Consider the following 16,905-nt stretch of genomic DNA (forward strand, 5'->3'; position numbering starts at 1 on the left):
ACAGTCAGTAGTGCGGCGGGACGTCCTGGAGCAGCTGGTCGTCGTTCGGCCCCTTGGCACCCTTCGGCCGGTTCCGCGCCGGCGGCGTCTCCGCTGGCCCCGATTCCGGTTCCGGGTCGCTCCCCGGCACCGGAGTGAGACGCGCACGACGAGATCCGGCGATGCGTTCCACGTGCTGGCGCGGGTCCGCGGGCCCCGGGTGCTCAGTCATTCTGGGTGTCGAGCGTGTCGATCGGCTGCGTATCGTTCTCCGCGCGCGGGGCGGAATCCGAGATGCCGAGCACCGCGGCGATTCGGGTCGCCACGGTCACGGGGTCGCTGTAGAGGTCGAACGCGTGCACGCGCATGTAGTGCCAGCCCAGGCGACGCAGCACGTGCGGGCGCAGACGCAGGGTCTCGCGCAGGGACTCACCTCGCGTCTCGGGATCCGACTCGATCACGACGGCCTTGCCGCCGTGCTGCGCGACCAGCGGGAGCAGTCCGCGGTAGTCGACGTCCACCGACGCGCCGAGGCGCCGCAGTTCGCGGGCAAGCGCCAGGGTCAGCGGGTCGGCGAGATCCTCCAGCCGCGCATCCCGGCTCCGGGCGGCCAGGCCGCCGAGGATCGACATCAAGGTCGCCGCCCCGTGCTCCAGGCGCCCATCGTCGAACGAGGAGGGACGGATCGACGAGACGAGGACCATCGAACGGCGCGCTCGCGTCATCCCGACCGTGAGCAGTCGCTCGCCGTCCGGTGTGGAGAGGTCGCCGAAGTCGCTCAGGACACGGCCGTGCTTGGTGAGACCGAAGCCGAGCGAGAAGATCACACGATCGCGGCTCTCCGCGACCGACTCCTCGAGCGTCAGCACCGCGAACGGTTCGACCGTGTCTCGGCCGACGAAGTCCGCGACATCGGATCGCCCGGCGAACGCCGAAGTGACGGCGGCGCGCACGCGCTCGGCGTGGCGGGCGCTCGCGGTGACCACCATGAGGGATTCCGACGGGCGGTGCACCGCGTGCTCGACCACGAGGGTCACGACCCTGGCGACCTCGGCATCCGGGCTCTCGACCGCACCCGAGATCGGATCGGGCGTTCCCGTACCGCCCTCGACGTAGTCGACCGTCAGGCTGCCACGACCGAGGTACGAGCCCGCCCAGGGAAGGGAGACGATCTCGCCCCCGTAGAAGGCGTCGTTGATGAGCTCCGCGAGGTCCTCGCCACCCGCCCGGTAACTGCGGGTGAGGGTCATCACGGGCAGGAGCTCGGACAGTCGCTCGAAGGCCGAGACGTCGTCGAAGGGCACCTCGGGCTCCCACGACTCCTCCGGATCGACCGCGATGCGGAACGGGGTGGGGCGCTGCGTGACCGGATCGCCGAACGCGACGATCTGGCGCGCACGACGGATCGCCGGGGCCGCTTCTGCGAGGTTGATCGCTGCGGCATCGACGAGGATCACGGTGTCGAACTCGACCGAGTCGGGGATCTCGGGCACCAGGTACGGCGAGGAGATCCAGGCCGGCGCGAGCACGTCGACAAGGGTGGGCGCAGCGCTGACCACCTGCGCGGTGGTCGTCGCGGACTGCGTCAGCGCCTGACGCAGGTGCTGCGACTGCTGGGGCTCGTCGACGATCGCGATGCGCCACTGATTGGCCAGCTGCCATGCGAGCAGCGGTCCGGCCATGGCGGCATGCGCCTCATCGACCAGGCGGAAATCGCGCTCGAGCCGATCGACGACCGCGGTGTTCGCTCCGAGGAGGGCGCGGTCGTCCTGCAGGGCGCGCTCGAGGAGGGACTGCCACCAGGCGAACTCGAGCTCCTCCCCCACCTGGGACTCCGAGACGTGGCGGACGGAGAGCTCGGTGAGAAGCGGCTCCAACCCGAGGAGGGCGAGTCGGTCACGCAGCTGGGCGCGCTCGACCAGGTTCTCGAAGACGTCGGATTTGGCAGCGAGGCCGGCGAGGGTGCGAACGAGCCGGGCCACGGGCAGCGATGCCAACGGCTCACGGCGTCCGAGGGCGGTGTCGAGTTCGGCGAGCTCGGCTTCCACACGCTGCCAGGCCGCGTGGACGTCGGCGAGACCGAGCGGGATCTCCGGCGCGACGCCTGCGTCGACGAAGCGCTGCCATTGGGTGCGCTGCGCCTGGATCCGCAGGAGAGCCTCATGCATCTCGGTGACATGCACTCCCGGGCGGACATACTCCTTGGCGAGCCGACGGAGCCTGCGCCGGTTCGCCCCGGACAGGCCGGGAGCGTCGCGGCGCGAACCGTGCGCCTGGATGAGCTCACCCAGAGGACGTTCGAAGACCGTGGGGCTGAATCGGTCGAGCGAATCGCGGATCCCCTGCAGCAGCCGCAGGTACTCGCCGAGCTCGTCGATGGTCGCGAACGGACGCATGTGCGTCTGCGCGATCAGCTCGTAGCCGCGCTCGAGCAGGGTGGGCACGCTCTGCGAGTGCAGTCGCCCGGCGAGCTCGTGCGCCGCTCGTGCGGCTTCGGTGCTGGAGAAGGTGACCCCGTACCAGGGCGAGTCGTTCGGGCCGAAGCGGAATTCGCCGAGGCGGGCGGCCTGTGCGAGGGCCTCGGCAGCCTCGCTGCGGTCGGCGGCGAGGCGACGAAGCGCATCGGGTCCGAGACGCGCGGTGGTCGACGGTGGAACGGGGAGCGACGCCAAGCGCGTCAGTTGGCGGGTGGCGTCGAGGACCGAGGCGCCCAACCCGGCGATCGGCGCGCTGAGCGCCTGACGGTAGTCGCGCAGGACGGTCCGCAGACGCACGAGGGCATCGTCGACTTCGCCGACCTTCGGCGCCGTGGCCTTCTCGTTGCGCCCGATGGCCCTGACCAGATCGCGCCGCACGTTCGCCGGCGAGACCGCGAGGCTGTCCAGTCCGATCCCGGCGAGACGATGGCGGACGCCGTCGAGGGTCGAGCGACGCGCGGACACGACGAGGACGCGCTTGCCTCCGCGCACGAGTTCGCCGAGCGCGTTGATCACGGTCTGCGTGCCGCCGGTCCCCGGAAGCGTCGCGACGGTCAGGGAGTGCCCCGCGGCGATGCGCGCGAGCACAGCTTCCTGCTCGGCGTCGGCGTCGAGGAGGAGATTGTCGGACGCAGGAGCGCGGTCGTCCGGCCCGATGTGGTGCGGGATCGCCCGTGGGGCGGTCACGCGCTCGCGGTCGCCCACGTGTCCGGCGAGGGCGTTCAGCACCTGATGGTCGAGACTGCCGCCGTCGCGGGACATCACCCCGGACACGTCGGCGAACGTCGAGACGACCAGGCGCGGCTCGACCGAGAAGGTGTCGATCGATCGCGTGATCGCGCGCAGGCTGTCGATCACCGGCTGCGGCTTGAAGATCCCGCCGTCGTAGGCGAGGGCTGCGAGAGCTGTCGCGTCGATCGTGAGACCGAAGTGATCGCGGGCGATCCGCACGAGTTCGGGATTCACCTCGAAGGCGCCCTGCAGCTTCAGCTCGAAGTCGGAGTGGTGGCGGCGGATCGCCAGCGGACGCAACAGCACAGGTGCGGCGAACCCCGCTCCCCCGATGCGCCACCGGGCGACGCCGACGGCGAGGTGCACGGCCTCGATGCCGCGGACGGTGCGCAGCTCGGTGTTCTTTGCTGTGATGCGCTCCGCGGCGAGTCTCGCTGTGCGCAGACCGACCTCATCGCGGAAGAGGTTCGAGAGGAGCGTCGACTTGCCGGTGATGAACTGCGGCAGGCTGCCGGGGTGCGCCTTGGAGATGTCGATACCCGACTCGGGGCTGTCGCGGAAGCTCACCAGTGGCGAGGGGCCGCCGAGATCCGCGGCCTCCGCTCTCAGACGCGTGCGCTCCGACTCCGCTGCGTGCGCGATGTCGATGCCGGCAGTGGACCCGTGCAGGTCGCTGATCGACACAGCAGGATCCACCGCTGTGTCGTCCGCAGACTTTCCTTCACGTCGCCACACAATGACACCCTAGGCGCGCGACATGCCGACGCGGGGTATCCCGGGCGGGTTTCCGCCGAATTTCCGCGATGCGATGCACCGTCCACTTCTCCTGCCCGGCGTCCGCGCCGACGAGGTTCTCCACCCGGAGCGGCAACAGCGGCGTGCGGTGTCCCGTCCAGCGGTCAGGATGGGGGCATGACCTTCCGCTACGACTTCGCGCCGACCCCCTTTGGCGATGCTCTCGCCGTGTTCTCCGACGAGGGCATCGTGCGGTTCGATCTCTCCGAATCCGAAGACCCGCGCGTGCCCTGGCTGCTCGAAGGCGTGTCGCGCCAGCTGAGATCCGTGCCGGAGCCCGACCCCGGTGCCGCCGACGAGCTCGCCCATCTGCTCGCCGACTACTTCGACGGCGAGCAGGTGCGCTTCGACGAGCACATCCGCCTCGACTGGCGACTCGTCGACGGGTTCGCTTTGACCGCTCTGCGGACGATCTGCGACATCGAGTGGGGCGAGACGATGAGCTACGGAGAGGTCGCGGTCCTCGCCGGACACCCCGGCGCCGCGCGCGCCGTCGGCACAGCGTGTCGCGTCACACCGTTCTCGATCATCGTCCCGGTGCACCGCGTCGTGCGGTCGGACGGCAGCGCGGGCCAATACGGCGCGCACCCTGAGCGCAAGAAGTTCCTGCTCGACCTCGAGACGAGCTGAGCCGTCGGCAGGCGGTGTCGTGGACCCGGCGAGTAGGCCGCCGGGTCCACGACTTCGGGCTCAGGCTCAGTGCTCCGTGGCCTTCTCCGCGCCGAATCCGGTGAGCGATCGCACCTCCATCTCCGCGGCCAACCGGGGAGACTCCTTGCGGCTGCTGGTGATCGTGCCCAGCCAGCCGAGCAGGAAGCCCAACGGGATCGAGACGATGCCCGGGTTGTTCAGCGGCCACACGGCGATATCGATCCCCGGGATCATCGATGTCGGGGTTCCCGAGAACACCGGCGAGAGGACGATGAGGACAATCGCCGACCCGAGCCCGCCGTACATGCTCCACACGGCCCCGCGAGTGGTGAATCTGCGCCAGAACAGCGAGTACAGGATGGTGGGCAGATTCGCCGACGCGGCCACGGCGAAAGCCAGCGCCACCAGGAACGCGATGTTCTGCCCCTGCGCGCCGATCCCGCCGACGATCGCCAGGATACCGATCACGATGACCGTACGTCGGGCGACGCGCACCTCTCCGTTGGGGTCGGCTTCGATCGGCTTGCCCTCCGAGTCCTTGCGCCCCTTCTGGATGACGTTCGCGTAGATGTCGTGCGCGAACGACGCGGCAGCGGTGATAGTGAGTCCCGCGACGACTGCGAGGATCGTCGCGAATGCCACAGCCGAGATGAAGCCGAGCAGCACCGGTCCGCCGAGTTGGAGAGCCAGCAGCGGGGCCGCGGAGTTCACACCCCCCGGGGCCGCGGCTATCACGTCCGCTCCGACCAGGGCGCCAGCACCGTACCCGAGCACGAGCGTGAGCAGGTAGAACCCGCCGATGAGCCAGATGGCCCAGACGACCGAGCGACGGGCCTCCTTGGCGGTCGGAACCGTGTAGAAGCGCATCAGGACGTGCGGCAATCCCGCAGTGCCCAGCACGAGCGCCAGACCGAGAGAGAGGAAGTCCCACGGATTTGCTCCGTACTGCAGACCGGGCGCCAGGATCGCGTCACCCTTGTCCGAGTTCGCCACCGCGGCCTCGAGCAGCGTGTTCAGACTGAACCCGTTGATCGCGAGCACCCACACGGTCATCCCGAGGGCACCGCCGATGAGGAGGAAGGCCTTGACGATCTGCACCCAGGTCGTTCCCTTCATGCCGCCGATCAGCACGTAGACGATCATGAGGATGCCGACGACCGCGATCACGACCGACTGACCGACCCGACCGTCGATGCCGAGCAGCAGGGACACCAGACCGCCGGCACCCGCCATCTGCGCCAGCAGGTAGAAGAAGCACACGGCGAGCGTCGTGATGGCGGCCGCCATCCGCACAGGCCGCTGCTGCAGACGGAACGAGAGCACGTCCGCCATGGTGAACTTGCCGGTGTTCCGCATCAGCTCGGCGACCAGGAGCAGGGCCACGAGCCACGCCACGAGGAAGCCGATGGAGTAGAGGAATCCGTCGTACCCGTTGATCGCGATCGCACCGCAGATCCCGAGGAATGATGCGGCGGACAGGTAGTCGCCCGCGATAGCGAACCCGTTCTGCGGACCGGTGAACGAGCGGCCGGCGGCGTAGTAGTCGGCCGCGGTCTTGTTGTTGCGACTCGCTCTGATCACGATGAACAGCGTCACCGCCACGAACGCCAGGAAGATCGAGATGTTGAAGACCGGATTGATCTCGAGGGCAGCGGGTGCCGCCGCGCGCACGCCGCTCATGCCGCGCCCTGCGCTTCCTCGAGTTCCTCGCGGATCTGCGCCGCGAGCGGATCGAGCTTGCGATTCGCGAAGGAGACGTAGGCCATCGTGATCGCGAAGGTGGTGACGAACTGGCCGAGGCCGAAGAGGAGGCCGATCGTGATGTCACCCCACACCCGCTGTCCCATGAAATCCGGAGCGAAGGCGGCCAGGAGGACGTAGACGAAGTACCAGAGGAGGAAGAAGGCCGCCATCGGGAAGATGAACGATCTCTGCGTGCGTTTCAAGGTCAGGAATCTCGGGGATCGTTCGACCGCTGTGTAGTCGATCTCACCGTTCGAATCCGTGTTCGTCTGGTCGCTCATGGGGCCTCCTTGCCACATGTCCGGTGCTCGCACGAGCCACCTCGTGCGAATGGTAGGGTCGACGCTACGAAACGGGGCATTGCGTCGTCACCCCCGAAAGTAGGTAGTCGTGAACTCACCCGTCGCCCGCGAATCCGAGGCGGATCTCGTCGCGAACGCGGTGCGGGAGCTTGCACGGCGCACACGCTTCCCTGTCGCTTTCGGCGGCCTCATCGAAGAAGGCGTGGTGAGCGTCACCAGCATCGTCGGCGCTCGCACGCGTTCGCTGGACGGTCTTCGTGTGCGTCCGGAACGCGGCCTCGGCGGTCGCGCGATGATGGAGCTCCGCCCCCGCATGACGAGTGACTACGGGTCGTCCCAGCAGATCACCCACGACTACGACGTCTTCGTGCTGGGAGAAGGTCTGCGTACGCTCCTCGCTCTTCCCATCGTCGTCCAGGGACGCTCCCGCGGGGTGCTCTACGCCGGCGGGTGGGACGAGGAGCGAGTCGGCGGGGTGACCACCGCCCCCGCCATGCAGGTCGCCCGATCCGTCGCCGATGAACTGCGCATCCGCGACGAGGTGCAACGGCGACTCCAGGAGACCGCCCTCAATGAAGACGTGGTCGCCCCGGCGCAACGCGAGGAACTGCGGCAGAGCTTCGCGGAACTCCGCAGCATCGCGGCCTCCGTCGAGGACGAAGATCTCCGCACCAGGATCGCGCACGTCGAGCGGCGCCTGCTGACCCTCGCCGGAGACGGTGCGGCGCCGGCCACGGGGCCGATCCCCGCGATCCACCTCTCTCCGCGCGAGACCGACGTGCTCGCATGCGCCGCGCTCGGTTCGACCAACGCGGAGATCGCGTCGCAACTCGGTCTGCGAGAAGGCACCATCAAGGCATATCTGGGGACGGCGATGTCCAAATTGGATGCGTCGACGCGCCACGCCGCTGTCGCGAGAGCCCGGCGAATCGGACTTCTTCCCTGATCAAAGGGAATGGAATAATCGCACGGCCTTTGCGAGATGAATGCGATCGAGCATTTCGAGTTGTCGCATTTCTCTCAGGGGAGTAAAGTCGCCCCCATGGCGAGACGAATTGTGCACCAGCTGGTCGACGACATCGATGGCAGCGTTCTGGAGGTCGGCGAAGGCGAGACTGTGCATTTCTCGCTCAACGGCACCGCTTATGAGATCGACCTGAACACCGCGCACGCCGATGAATTGCGCAAGGCGCTGGAGCCCTACGTGGCGGCCGGACGCAAGGCGGGATCGTCCTCGAACGCCTCACGCACGTCGTCCGCACGCAAGCGTCCAGCGCGGAACCCCGAGGTCGCGGCGATCCGCGCATGGGCGAATGACAATGGCCACAAGATCTCCGAGCGTGGACGCATTCCTGCGCAGGTCGTCGACGCGTACAACGCGGCGCACTGACGTCATTCCAGACGTTCTTCACCCCCTACGGGGTAATTATTACGCGCCCTCCTGCAGCCAGGGCTCGTCCCGAAGCGTGATCTCCTCGGTCATATCCGTGAGGAAGCGGATCACGACTTCCCTTTCGGCCTGCGTCAGGCGAGCGGCGGAATAGAACCGCTTCGCCTGCTGCCGACCCACCGTCTCCATCGCCGCATGCCGAGTCTCCGGGGTGATGGATATCTGCAACGCCCTGCGGTCGGTCGGGTGCGGAGCGCGGGCGATATGCCCTCCCTGCTCGAGGCGGTCGAGAAGCTTCGTGGTCGCCGCGGTGGAGACGCCGAGGTGGTGGGCGATGCCCCCCGGAGTGGCCACGAGGTTTCGATTCGCGCACACGATCAGATAGTGCAACGCGCGCATGTCGGTCTCGTTCAGGCGCATGTACCGGCGCGAGGCCTGCGAGAGGGTCTGCTCCGCTTCGCGCAGCCCTGCCAACGACTCCATGACCTGCGCGATCTGCTTCAGCTCCTCGGGCGGCACGCCTGTGCGGTCGATCAGGACACTGCGGGGGTCGCTGGCCTCGACGTCGTAGATCGCGGTGTGGATGAGCCCGTCCGGCGCCTCGCCCGTCGGACTCACCCCTGCTCCCGGTGCGGGGGACGACACCTGCGCGCCCGCGTTCGGGGTGGTGCCGGGCTCCGAGTCCATGCGATCATGTTACACACCAACAGTTTCATGCTAAGTTGACTACTCACCAAGTTAGCTAAATCGGGAACGCTCGAGGCCAAGGAGATGCCGTGGATGACGTGACCCTCCTCGCCGAAGACGGGACGGCTGTCGGAACGCTTCCCAAGAGCGAAGTCCACACCAGCGACACTCCCCTGCACCTGGCCTTCTCCTGCTACGTCTTCGACCGTGACGGTCGCCTGCTGATCACCCGCCGGGCACTCACGAAGAAGACGTGGCCGGGTGTCTGGACCAACAGCTTCTGCGGCCACCCGCGACCGGATGAGGCCATGGTCGATGCGGTGCTTCGCCACGGTCGCGGGGAACTCGGCATCCAGGTGTCGGACATCCGCACCGCGCTCCCCGACTACCGGTACCGCGCCGTCGATGCGAGCGGGATCGTCGAGAACGAGATCTGTCCAGTGCACGTCGCCGTCCTCGAGGCCGACCCCACGGCGAATCCCGATGAGGTGTCCGAGTGGACGTGGGTCGACGTGGATCCGCTGATCGAGGCCGTGGCGCATGCGCCCTTCGCCTTCAGTCCGTGGTTGGTCGAGCAGCTGCCCCTGTTACGTCAACGCGGCGAGGTGTGACCGATGAGCGCGACGACCACCGAGGAATCGCTGAGCACCCGGATCGAGGAGGCACTTCGCCACCGGTTCTCCGAGAGGAGCACAGCGGCCGAGCGTTACGGGAGCGAGTTCGTCGCACTGTGGCGGGCCGCCGAGGAACACGCTCTCGAGGGAAAGCTGATCCGTCCCCGCCTGCTCCTCGATCTCACGCATGCGCTGGCACCCACGCCGCTGACGATCGCCGAGACGCAGTCCGCGATCGAGGTGGCCGCCCACGTCGAGCTTCTCCACTACGCCTTCCTCCTCCACGACGACGTGATCGACGGTGACCTCACGCGGCGCAGAAGACCCAATCTGATCGGAGCGCTCGCGGCATCCCGCCCCGCAGGACCGACCGAGACCTCCCTGCACTGGGCGCGCTCGAGCGCGATCCTCCTCGGGGATCTGCTCCTGTCGTCGGCGGTGCTGGGCTTCGCGCGCGCCGAGGTCGCCGCAGAGTCTCGCGAGCGCCTGCTCGGCCTGCTCGAAGAGACGATCTTCGAGACCGTGGCGGGGGAGCACACCGACGTCGCACTCAGCGACGGCATCATCGCTCCCGATCTGCGGACGATCCTCTCCACGAGCGCGTACAAGACCTCGACCTACTCCTTCGTCCTGCCGCTGCGCGCCGCTGCGGTGCTCGCGGGTTCGTCGACCGCTGCCGAGGAGCACCTCACGGCGATCGGATGGAACCTCGGACTCGCCTATCAGCTGCAGGACGACCTGCTGTCGGTGTTCGGCGACCCCGAGGAGCACGGCAAGGACCCCTTCTCCGATCTGAGAGAGGGCAAGGAGACGGCGATCATCGCGTACGCGCGCATGACGAGCGAATGGGACGGGATCGAGCTGCACTTCGGACGGACCGACCTCAGCCCGGCGGACGCCGCGGCTGCTCGCGACCGACTGCGCGCATGCGGCTCCGAGGCCTTCGTCGAGGGTTTGGTGCAGGAGCATCTCGATGCCGCCGATGCCGCGCTTCTGGACGCGGAATCCGCGGGCCTGGTCCCCACAACGGCGGCAGAGGCCATTCGGAGCCTCGCTTCCCGAGTCGGGAGTCGCCGCCGATGAGCACCACCCCATCCGGCCACCGCGATGAGACCGCACTCCGACGTTTCAACCGCACGGCGGAGATCGCCACGACCGATGTCATCCGCACGTACTCGACGTCGTTCGGACTCGCCAGCCGCCTGCTCGGGAAACGCCATCGGCAGCACGTGCGCAACATCTACGCGATGGTCCGCATCGCCGACGAGATCGTCGACGGCGTGGCTGCGGAGGCCGGCCTTGACGTCACGGCACAATCAGCCGCCCTCGATTCGTACATCGCGGAGACCCATCGGTCGATGCGCAGCGGCTACAGTAGCGACCTGATCCTGCATGCGTTTGCTCGCACGGCGCGGGAGTGCGCGATCGGCGATGACCTGACCCAGCCGTTCTTCGACTCGATGCGTGCGGACATCGACGCGGACTCCGGTTTCGCCGCGTATGACATCGACGCCCATGCGGCCTACGTCTACGGCTCCGCTGAGGTCGTCGGGCTCATGTGTCTGCAGGTGTTCCTCCGAGACGCCGAGCGCACACCGGAGGAACGGGAGATCCTCCGGCACGGGGCACGGCAGCTCGGCGCCGCGTTCCAGAACGTGAACTTCCTGCGCGACCTCGCAGACGACACCGACCGCCTGCACCGCGGTTACCTCGGCGGGAGCGCGCGTCTCACCGACGCTGATCGCGACGCGTGGGTCGAGACCGTGTTCGGGCAGCTGGCCGACGCGCGCGCCGCGATCCCGCTGCTGCCCAAGGACGCGCGCGCCGCGGTTCGCAGTGCCCTGGCGTTGTTCGCCGCGCTCACTCGGCGGGTGTCGACGACTCCCGTCGACGTCCTCTACCGGCGCCGGGTCCGCGTTCCCGATCCGATCAAGGCCGTCCTCGCCGCTCGATCCGTGCTCGTCACAGCGCTGGAGCGCGACCGATGAGCCGGGTGGTCGTCATCGGCGCCGGCGTTGCCGGTCTCGCCACGGCAGGACTGCTCGCACGGGACGGACACGACGTCGTCGTGCTCGAGAAGAACGATCGTGTCGGTGGCCGAGCAGGGACGATCGAACGCGACGGGTTCCGTTTCGACTCCGGCCCATCGTGGTACCTGATGCCGGAGGTCTTCGACCACTTCTTCGAGATGATGGGCACCACGACCGCCGAGCAGCTCGACCTGGTCAGGCTCGACCCGGGCTACCGTGTGTTCCGAGCGCCCGGAGCGGTGGATGCCTCCCCGACACCGGTGACCGTGCCCGCAGGACGGGAAGAGGTCACACGGCTGTTCGAAGCGCTCGAACCCGGTTCAACGGCAGCGCTCGACGCGTACCTCGACTCCGCACAGGATGCCGGAGCGATGGCCCGGAAGTACTTCCTCTACAACCCGTTCACGCGCATGCGGTCGCTTCTCGCGCCGGAGGTGGTCCGCGCTCTGCCCCGACTGGGCGCCCTGCTCGGAACACGCCTGCAGTCCTACGCTGCGCGGCGCTTCGACCACCCTGTCGTGCGCCAGATCCTGGGCTACCCCGCGGTGTTCCTCGGAACCGATCCCCGAAGCGCTCCCGCGATGTACCACCTCATGAGTGCGCTCGACCTCGATCAGGGCGTCAGCTACCCGCAGGGCGGATTCTGGCGCGTGATCGAACGGATCGAGGCACTCGCACGCGATGCGGGAGCACGGATCGTGACCGAGGCGCAGGTGACCGGGATCCGCACGCAGGACGGTGCCGACGGCACGCACGTGACCGGCGTCGGCTGGCTCGACGAGTCCGGTGCCTCCCACGTCGAGAGCGCCGACGTGGTGGTCTCAGCAGCCGATCTGCACCATACCGAGACCGCCCTGCTCCCTGCCACGCTGCAGACCTATCCGGAATCGTGGTGGGCGCGACGCACCAGCGGACCCGGCGGGATCCTCGTGATGCTGGGCGTACGCGGCGGGCTGCCCGAGCTCCCCCACCATTCGCTGTTCTTCACCGACGATTGGGACGCGAACTTCGACGCGATCTTCGGCTCCACCCCGACGGTGCCGGACCCGGCATCGATCTACGTCTGCCGGCCGAGCGCGACCGACCCCGACGTCGCTCCCGCCGACCATGAGAACCTGTTCGTCCTGATCCCGGTGCCCGCCGACGTCGATCTCGGCAACGGTGGGGCCGACGGACACGGATCCCCTGCGGTCGAGCGTGCGGCCGACGCGGCGATCGATCAGGTGGCGACCTGGGCGGGCATCCCCGACCTGCGGGAGCGGATCGTCGTGCGGCAGACGACGGGGCCCGCGGACTTCCGTGACGACTATCACTCCTGGCGCGGCGGGATGCTGGGCCCGGCCCACATCCTCTCGCAGAGTGCGATGTTCCGCGCCCAGAACGCATCCAAGCGCGTGCAGGGTCTGTTCTACGCCGGCGCCACGACGGCACCGGGCGTGGGGGTTCCGATGTGTCTGATCAGCGCGGAGGTCGTCCTCAAACGCATCAGGGGCGACCACTCGCCGGGGCCGCTCCCCGTTCCCGCACACTCCCCCGTCGGGACGGAGGCGTCCTGATGGGTGCGGTGTATCTGGCGGCCCTCCTGGTGTCGCTGGGCTGCATGCTGCTGCTGGACTGGCGGTTCCGGCTCTTCTTCTGGCGCGACGCGGTCTCCGCTGCCGTCGTGACGACCCTCGGCCTCGTGTTCTTCCTCGTGTGGGACGTGGCCGGGATCGCGAACGGGATCTTCTTCCGCGGCGACGGAGCGATCGCGACGGGCCTGGTGCTCGCTCCCGAGCTGCCCATCGAGGAACCCGTCTTCCTGCTGTTCCTCGTCGTCTGCACCATGATCATCTACACCGGGACGACGCGTGTGCTCGCCCGACTCCGTGCACGCACAAGGGCACAGAGGGAGCGATGATGACCTACCTCCAGCTCTCCGCCTGGTTCGTCGCCGGTTCCGCAGTTGCCGGCGCGGCGCTCGTGCTCGCGTCCCGCGGTCGCGGACCACGCCCCGCATCCGTGCTCCTGACCATCCTCGTGCTCTTCCTCCTCACCGCCGCGTTCGACACCGTGATGATCGCGAGCGGGCTGTTCCACTACGCCCAGGATCCGCTGCTCGGAGTGCACGTCGGGCTCGCGCCGATCGAGGACTTCGCCTACCCGCTCGCAGGTGCTCTGCTCCTTCCGGCCGCGTGGACCGCGATGCGCGCCCTTCGGCGGTCCCGCGGGCGGACACCGACAGATGAGGAGGAACGACGTTGAGCGGAGCCACCGCGCCGTCGAACGGCATCGCACGGGACATCGCCCAGATCGTGCTGTCGTCGCGTCCGATCAGCTGGATCAACACGGCTTTCCCCTTCGCGGCCGCCTACCTCCTGAGCACGCGCGACATCGACCTCACCCTCGTGCTCGGCACCCTGTACTTCCTCATCCCCTACAACCTCGCGATGTACGGGATCAACGACGTGTTCGACTACGCCTCCGATCTGGCGAACCCGCGCAAGGGAGGCATCGAGGGAGCACTGCTCGCACCCCGCATCCATCGAGCGACCCTGTGGGCGGCTGCGGCGACGAACATCCCCTTCCTCGTCTACCTCGTGATCGTCGGGAACCCGGCCTCGACGGCCTGGCTTGCGGTGAGCGTCTTCGCGGTCATCGCATACTCCGCGCCGTTCCTCCGATTCAAGGAGCGCCCGTTCCTCGATTCCGTCACCTCCAGCACACATTTCGTCAGTCCCGCGATCGTCGGCCTCGCCCTGGCCGGAGCGTCGGCGACGACGGGAACCGTCATCACGCTCGGCGCGTTCTTCCTCTGGGGGATGGCCGCCCATGCCTTCGGCGCCGTGCAGGACATCGGCCCCGACCGGGCGGGCGGCATCTCTTCGATCGCCACGGTCATCGGTGCACGGGCGACCGTACGCCTGTCGCTCGCGCTGTGGGTGATCGCAGGCACGGCCATGCTGTGGACTCCGTGGCCCGGTCCGCTCGCCGCCGTCCTCGCGTTGCCCTATGTGGTGAATGCAGCACCGTGGTGGAACGTGACGGACGAGACTTCCGCCTCCACGAACCGCGCCTGGCGACGCTTCATCGCCCTCAATTACTTCGCCGGCTTCCTCGCGACGATGATCCTCATCCTCGCCTGGATCTCCTGACCGCCCGTTCCGAAGCACCCCCGAAAGGAGCCCCGATGTCCCGCCCCGACACCGCGCAGACCCCGCCGCCGAGAGAGCGCACTCGACGGCACTCCTGGGTGCGCGTCTTCCTCCCCGTCGCCCTGATCCTCGTGTGGCTGGTGGGCGCGTCGCTGGGCGGACCGCTGTTCGGCAAGGTCGACGAGGTGTCGTCCAACGAGCAGACGACGTATCTCCCGGAATCGGCGGATGCGACGCAGGTGCAGAAGCTTCTCGGCGAATTCAGCGACAGCGACTCGATCCCGGCCATCGCCGTGTTCACCGCCGACGACGAGCTGACCTCTGCCGAGCTCGATGCCATCTCCGCCGCCGTCGCGGATGCGCCGACGGTCGAGGGCGTCGGCGGCGACGTCTCCCCCGCGCTCCCATCCGACGACGGACGCGCGGTGCAGGCGTTCATCCCGATCGACTCCGACGCCGAGCTCGCGGATGTGACGACGGCCCTGGGCGACGAGCTGCGCGCCGCCGTGCCGGAGGGGGTCACCGTCTACATCACGGGACCCGCCGGTTTCAGCGCCGACCTGGTGGCCGGTTTCGCCGGTATCGACGGGCTCCTGCTCGGTGTCGCGCTCCTTGCCGTTCTCGTGATCCTGGTGCTGGTCTACCGGTCGTTCCTGCTTCCTCTCGTCGTGTTGTCCACCAGCCTCTTCGCGCTCTGCGTCGCGCTGTTGGTCGTCTGGTGGCTTGCGAAGTTCGAGGTGCTGCTCCTCAGCGGCCAGACCCAGGGGATCCTGTTCATCCTCGTGATCGGCGCCGCCACCGACTACGCCCTGCTGTTCGTCGCTCGCTTCCGGGAGGAACTGCGCGTCGCTCAGGACAAGGGCGCCGCGGTGATGGCGGCGTGGAAGGGCTCGGTGGAGCCGATCGTCGCCTCAGGCGGCACCGTGATCGCCGGCCTGCTGTGCCTGCTGCTCAGCGACCTCAAATCCAACAGCACTCTGGGACCGGTCGCGGCGATCGGCATCGTGTTCGCGATGCTCTCGGCGCTGACGCTGCTCCCGTCGCTGCTGCTGCTCTTCGGTCGCGCCGTGTTCTGGCCGCGGCGCCCACGCTTCGAGCCCGAGGTCGTGGCCGCTGAGCACGGCATGCGCACCACGGGCCTGTGGGCGCGGCTCGCCGGCCTCATCAAGCGCCGCCCTCGGGTCATCTGGATCGTGACGACGATCGTGCTGCTCGCGGGGGCGGCGGGAATCACGCAGCTCGACGCCGACGGCGTACCGCAGTCGGATCTGGTGCTCGGCGCGTCCGAAGCGCGCGACGGCCAGGTGGCCCTGGGTGAGCACTTCCCCGGCGGATCCGGAAGCCCCGTGTACGTCGTCGTGAAGGAGGGTCAGCTGCAGGACGCGGCCGATGTGCTCCTCGCCAACGACGGCGTCGATGGCGTCACGGTCACCGCGGCCGATTCCCCGAGTGGTTCGGCACCCGTGACGGAAGACGGCATCACGGCCGTCGGCCCTCCCGGCACGCCCGCCCCGGAACCGACCACCGTGAAGGGCGATGTCCTGCTTCAGGGCACCCTGACCGATGCGGCGGATTCCGAGGCGGCGGCCTCAACCGTGCGAGAGCTTCGCGAAGACCTCGATGCCATGGATGCGCTGGTCGGCGGTGTCACGGCGACCTCGATCGACACCAACGACGCATCGATCCACGACAGGAACCTCATCATTCCCGTCATCCTCGTCGTGATCATGCTGATCCTGATGCTGCTGCTGCGCTCGATCCTCGCGCCGGTGCTGCTGATCCTCACCACGGTGCTGTCCTTCGGCACGGCGATGGGAGTCTCGGCGCTCGTCTTCAACGGGATCTTCCAGTTCCCGGGCGCCGACCCTGCCGTCCCGCTGTTCGGATTCGTCTTCCTGGTGGCGCTCGGCATCGACTACAACATCTTCCTGATGACCAGAGTCCGTGAGGAGTCGAAGGCGCACGGAACGCGGGAGGGCATCCTGCGAGGGCTCTCGATCACGGGTGGGGTGATCACTTCGGCCGGCCTCGTGCTCGCGGCCACCTTCGCCGCGCTGTCGGTGATCCCGATCCTGTTCCTGGTGCAGCTCGCCTTCATCGTCGCCTTCGGCGTGCTCCTCGACACGTTCGTGGTGCGCTCCCTGCTGGTCCCTGCACTGACCTACGACATCGGCAAGGCGATCTGGTGGCCGTCGAAGCTGTGGCGTCGCGGAGAAGACTGACCCACAGCGGGGACGACGGAGACGCAGCGGCGTGCATCCGGTCGCTTAGACTGGATGCACGCCCTCGTAGCTCAGGGGATAGAGCAGCCCTCTCCTAAAGGGCAGGTCGCAGGTTCGAATCCTGTCGCGGGCACGACATGCAGAAGGGG

Annotated in this window: 16 protein-coding genes and 1 tRNA gene; 12 read left to right on the forward strand and 5 right to left on the reverse strand. The window is 68.2% G+C overall.

From position 1 onward, the window contains the following. Window positions 1-4 precede the first annotated feature (4 nt). Together AAY78_RS18990 and AAY78_RS18995 are read right to left on the reverse strand one after the other, a co-directional pair. Window positions 5-211: a hypothetical protein gene (locus AAY78_RS18990; RefSeq protein ID WP_046749798.1), complete on the reverse strand. Its 207-nt coding sequence runs from the start codon at window positions 209-211 to the stop codon at window positions 5-7. Beyond that, window positions 204-3,872: an AAA family ATPase gene (locus AAY78_RS18995; RefSeq protein ID WP_197077727.1), complete on the reverse strand. Its 3,669-nt coding sequence runs from the start codon at window positions 3,870-3,872 to the stop codon at window positions 204-206. The genes AAY78_RS18990 and AAY78_RS18995 overlap by 8 nt, the downstream gene beginning before the upstream one ends. Window positions 3,873-4,100: 228 nt before the next feature. Between AAY78_RS18995 and AAY78_RS19000 the strand changes: the two genes are divergently transcribed. After that, the gene (locus AAY78_RS19000; RefSeq protein ID WP_046749800.1) at window positions 4,101-4,613 is read left to right on the forward strand and encodes a methylated-DNA--[protein]-cysteine S-methyltransferase; all 513 of its coding nucleotides are present in this window, start codon (window positions 4,101-4,103) and stop codon (window positions 4,611-4,613) included. Window positions 4,614-4,679: 66 nt separating this feature from the next. On the opposite strand, the gene AAY78_RS19005 is transcribed toward AAY78_RS19000, so the two are convergent. Both AAY78_RS19005 and AAY78_RS19010 read right to left on the reverse strand, forming a co-directional pair. Next, window positions 4,680-6,314: a solute symporter family protein gene (locus tag AAY78_RS19005; protein WP_046749801.1), complete on the reverse strand. Its 1,635-nt coding sequence runs from the start codon at window positions 6,312-6,314 to the stop codon at window positions 4,680-4,682. Next, window positions 6,311-6,658 carry a DUF485 domain-containing protein gene (locus AAY78_RS19010; protein WP_046749802.1) on the reverse strand — a complete coding sequence of 116 codons (348 nt, stop codon included), beginning with the start codon at window positions 6,656-6,658 and terminating at the stop codon, window positions 6,311-6,313. Before AAY78_RS19010 ends, AAY78_RS19005 begins: the two co-directional genes overlap by 4 nt. Before the next feature lie 109 nt (window positions 6,659-6,767). Between AAY78_RS19010 and AAY78_RS19015 the strand changes: the two genes are divergently transcribed. Further along, the gene (locus AAY78_RS19015) at window positions 6,768-7,625 is read left to right on the forward strand and encodes a LuxR C-terminal-related transcriptional regulator (RefSeq protein ID WP_046749803.1); all 858 of its coding nucleotides are present in this window, start codon (window positions 6,768-6,770) and stop codon (window positions 7,623-7,625) included. A gap of 96 nt (window positions 7,626-7,721) precedes the next feature. Continuing rightward, window positions 7,722-8,069, forward strand: coding sequence for a histone-like nucleoid-structuring protein Lsr2 (locus AAY78_RS19020; RefSeq protein ID WP_046749804.1), 348 nt, complete (start codon window positions 7,722-7,724; stop codon window positions 8,067-8,069). 39 nt (window positions 8,070-8,108) lie between these two features. Here AAY78_RS19020 and AAY78_RS19025 read toward each other — a convergent pair whose 3' ends face one another. Next, window positions 8,109-8,756, reverse strand: a complete 648-nt coding sequence (locus tag AAY78_RS19025) for a MarR family winged helix-turn-helix transcriptional regulator (RefSeq protein WP_082108759.1) — start codon at window positions 8,754-8,756, stop codon at window positions 8,109-8,111. An 89-nt stretch (window positions 8,757-8,845) separates the two neighbouring features. Here AAY78_RS19025 and idi point away from each other — a divergent pair, with 89 nt between their 5' ends. The 9 genes from idi to AAY78_RS19070 all read left to right on the forward strand — a co-directional run bounded on the left by idi (window position 8,846) and on the right by AAY78_RS19070 (window position 16,889). Continuing rightward, window positions 8,846-9,367 carry an isopentenyl-diphosphate Delta-isomerase gene (gene idi / locus AAY78_RS19030; RefSeq protein ID WP_046749805.1) on the forward strand — a complete coding sequence of 174 codons (522 nt, stop codon included), beginning with the start codon at window positions 8,846-8,848 and terminating at the stop codon, window positions 9,365-9,367. A 3-nt stretch (window positions 9,368-9,370) separates the two neighbouring features. After that, window positions 9,371-10,453, forward strand: coding sequence for a polyprenyl synthetase family protein (locus tag AAY78_RS19035; protein ID WP_046749806.1), 1,083 nt, complete (start codon window positions 9,371-9,373; stop codon window positions 10,451-10,453). Next, a complete protein-coding gene (locus AAY78_RS19040; RefSeq protein ID WP_046749807.1) occupies window positions 10,450-11,358 on the forward strand; it encodes a phytoene/squalene synthase family protein in 909 nt (302 codons plus the stop codon). Before AAY78_RS19035 ends, AAY78_RS19040 begins: the two co-directional genes overlap by 4 nt. Continuing rightward, the gene (gene crtI / locus AAY78_RS19045) at window positions 11,355-12,956 is read left to right on the forward strand and encodes a phytoene desaturase family protein (protein WP_046749808.1); all 1,602 of its coding nucleotides are present in this window, start codon (window positions 11,355-11,357) and stop codon (window positions 12,954-12,956) included. The genes AAY78_RS19040 and crtI overlap by 4 nt, the downstream gene beginning before the upstream one ends. Then, the gene (locus AAY78_RS19050; RefSeq protein WP_046749809.1) at window positions 12,956-13,300 is read left to right on the forward strand and encodes a lycopene cyclase domain-containing protein; all 345 of its coding nucleotides are present in this window, start codon (window positions 12,956-12,958) and stop codon (window positions 13,298-13,300) included. Before crtI ends, AAY78_RS19050 begins: the two co-directional genes overlap by 1 nt. Beyond that, on the forward strand, window positions 13,300-13,644 hold the full coding sequence (locus tag AAY78_RS19055) for a lycopene cyclase domain-containing protein (protein WP_046749810.1): 345 nt from the start codon (window positions 13,300-13,302) through the stop codon (window positions 13,642-13,644). The genes AAY78_RS19050 and AAY78_RS19055 overlap by 1 nt, the downstream gene beginning before the upstream one ends. After that, a complete protein-coding gene (locus AAY78_RS19060) occupies window positions 13,641-14,534 on the forward strand; it encodes a prenyltransferase (RefSeq protein ID WP_046749811.1) in 894 nt (297 codons plus the stop codon). Before AAY78_RS19055 ends, AAY78_RS19060 begins: the two co-directional genes overlap by 4 nt. A gap of 35 nt (window positions 14,535-14,569) precedes the next feature. Then, window positions 14,570-16,756 carry an MMPL family transporter gene (locus AAY78_RS19065; protein WP_046749812.1) on the forward strand — a complete coding sequence of 729 codons (2,187 nt, stop codon included), beginning with the start codon at window positions 14,570-14,572 and terminating at the stop codon, window positions 16,754-16,756. A gap of 60 nt (window positions 16,757-16,816) precedes the next feature. Further along, window positions 16,817-16,889 (forward strand) — tRNA-Arg (locus AAY78_RS19070). Window positions 16,890-16,905: the final 16 nt, after the last annotated feature.

Source organism: Microbacterium sp. Ag1, from assembly GCF_001005635.1.
In the GTDB taxonomy this organism is placed as follows: Bacteria; Actinomycetota; Actinomycetes; order Actinomycetales; family Microbacteriaceae; genus Microbacterium; species Microbacterium oxydans.

Excerpts from the sequence above, each read along its gene's own strand:
- AAY78_RS18990 (WP_046749798.1), bottom strand. The coding sequence starts at position 211 with ATGACTGAGCACCCGGGGCCCGCGGACCCGCGCCAGCACGTGGAACGC.
- AAY78_RS19000 (WP_046749800.1), top strand. The coding sequence starts at position 4,101 with ATGACCTTCCGCTACGACTTCGCGCCGACCCCCTTTGGCGATGCTCTC.
- AAY78_RS19005 (WP_046749801.1), bottom strand. The coding sequence starts at position 6,314 with ATGAGCGGCGTGCGCGCGGCGGCACCCGCTGCCCTCGAGATCAATCCG.
- AAY78_RS19010 (WP_046749802.1), bottom strand. The coding sequence starts at position 6,658 with ATGAGCGACCAGACGAACACGGATTCGAACGGTGAGATCGACTACACA.
- AAY78_RS19020 (WP_046749804.1), top strand. The coding sequence starts at position 7,722 with ATGGCGAGACGAATTGTGCACCAGCTGGTCGACGACATCGATGGCAGC.
- AAY78_RS19025 (WP_082108759.1), bottom strand. The coding sequence starts at position 8,756 with ATGGACTCGGAGCCCGGCACCACCCCGAACGCGGGCGCGCAGGTGTCG.
- AAY78_RS19035 (WP_046749806.1), top strand. The coding sequence starts at position 9,371 with ATGAGCGCGACGACCACCGAGGAATCGCTGAGCACCCGGATCGAGGAG.
- AAY78_RS19040 (WP_046749807.1), top strand. The coding sequence starts at position 10,450 with ATGAGCACCACCCCATCCGGCCACCGCGATGAGACCGCACTCCGACGT.
- crtI (WP_046749808.1), top strand. The coding sequence starts at position 11,355 with ATGAGCCGGGTGGTCGTCATCGGCGCCGGCGTTGCCGGTCTCGCCACG.
- AAY78_RS19050 (WP_046749809.1), top strand. The coding sequence starts at position 12,956 with ATGGGTGCGGTGTATCTGGCGGCCCTCCTGGTGTCGCTGGGCTGCATG.
- AAY78_RS19055 (WP_046749810.1), top strand. The coding sequence starts at position 13,300 with ATGACCTACCTCCAGCTCTCCGCCTGGTTCGTCGCCGGTTCCGCAGTT.
- AAY78_RS19065 (WP_046749812.1), top strand. The coding sequence starts at position 14,570 with ATGTCCCGCCCCGACACCGCGCAGACCCCGCCGCCGAGAGAGCGCACT.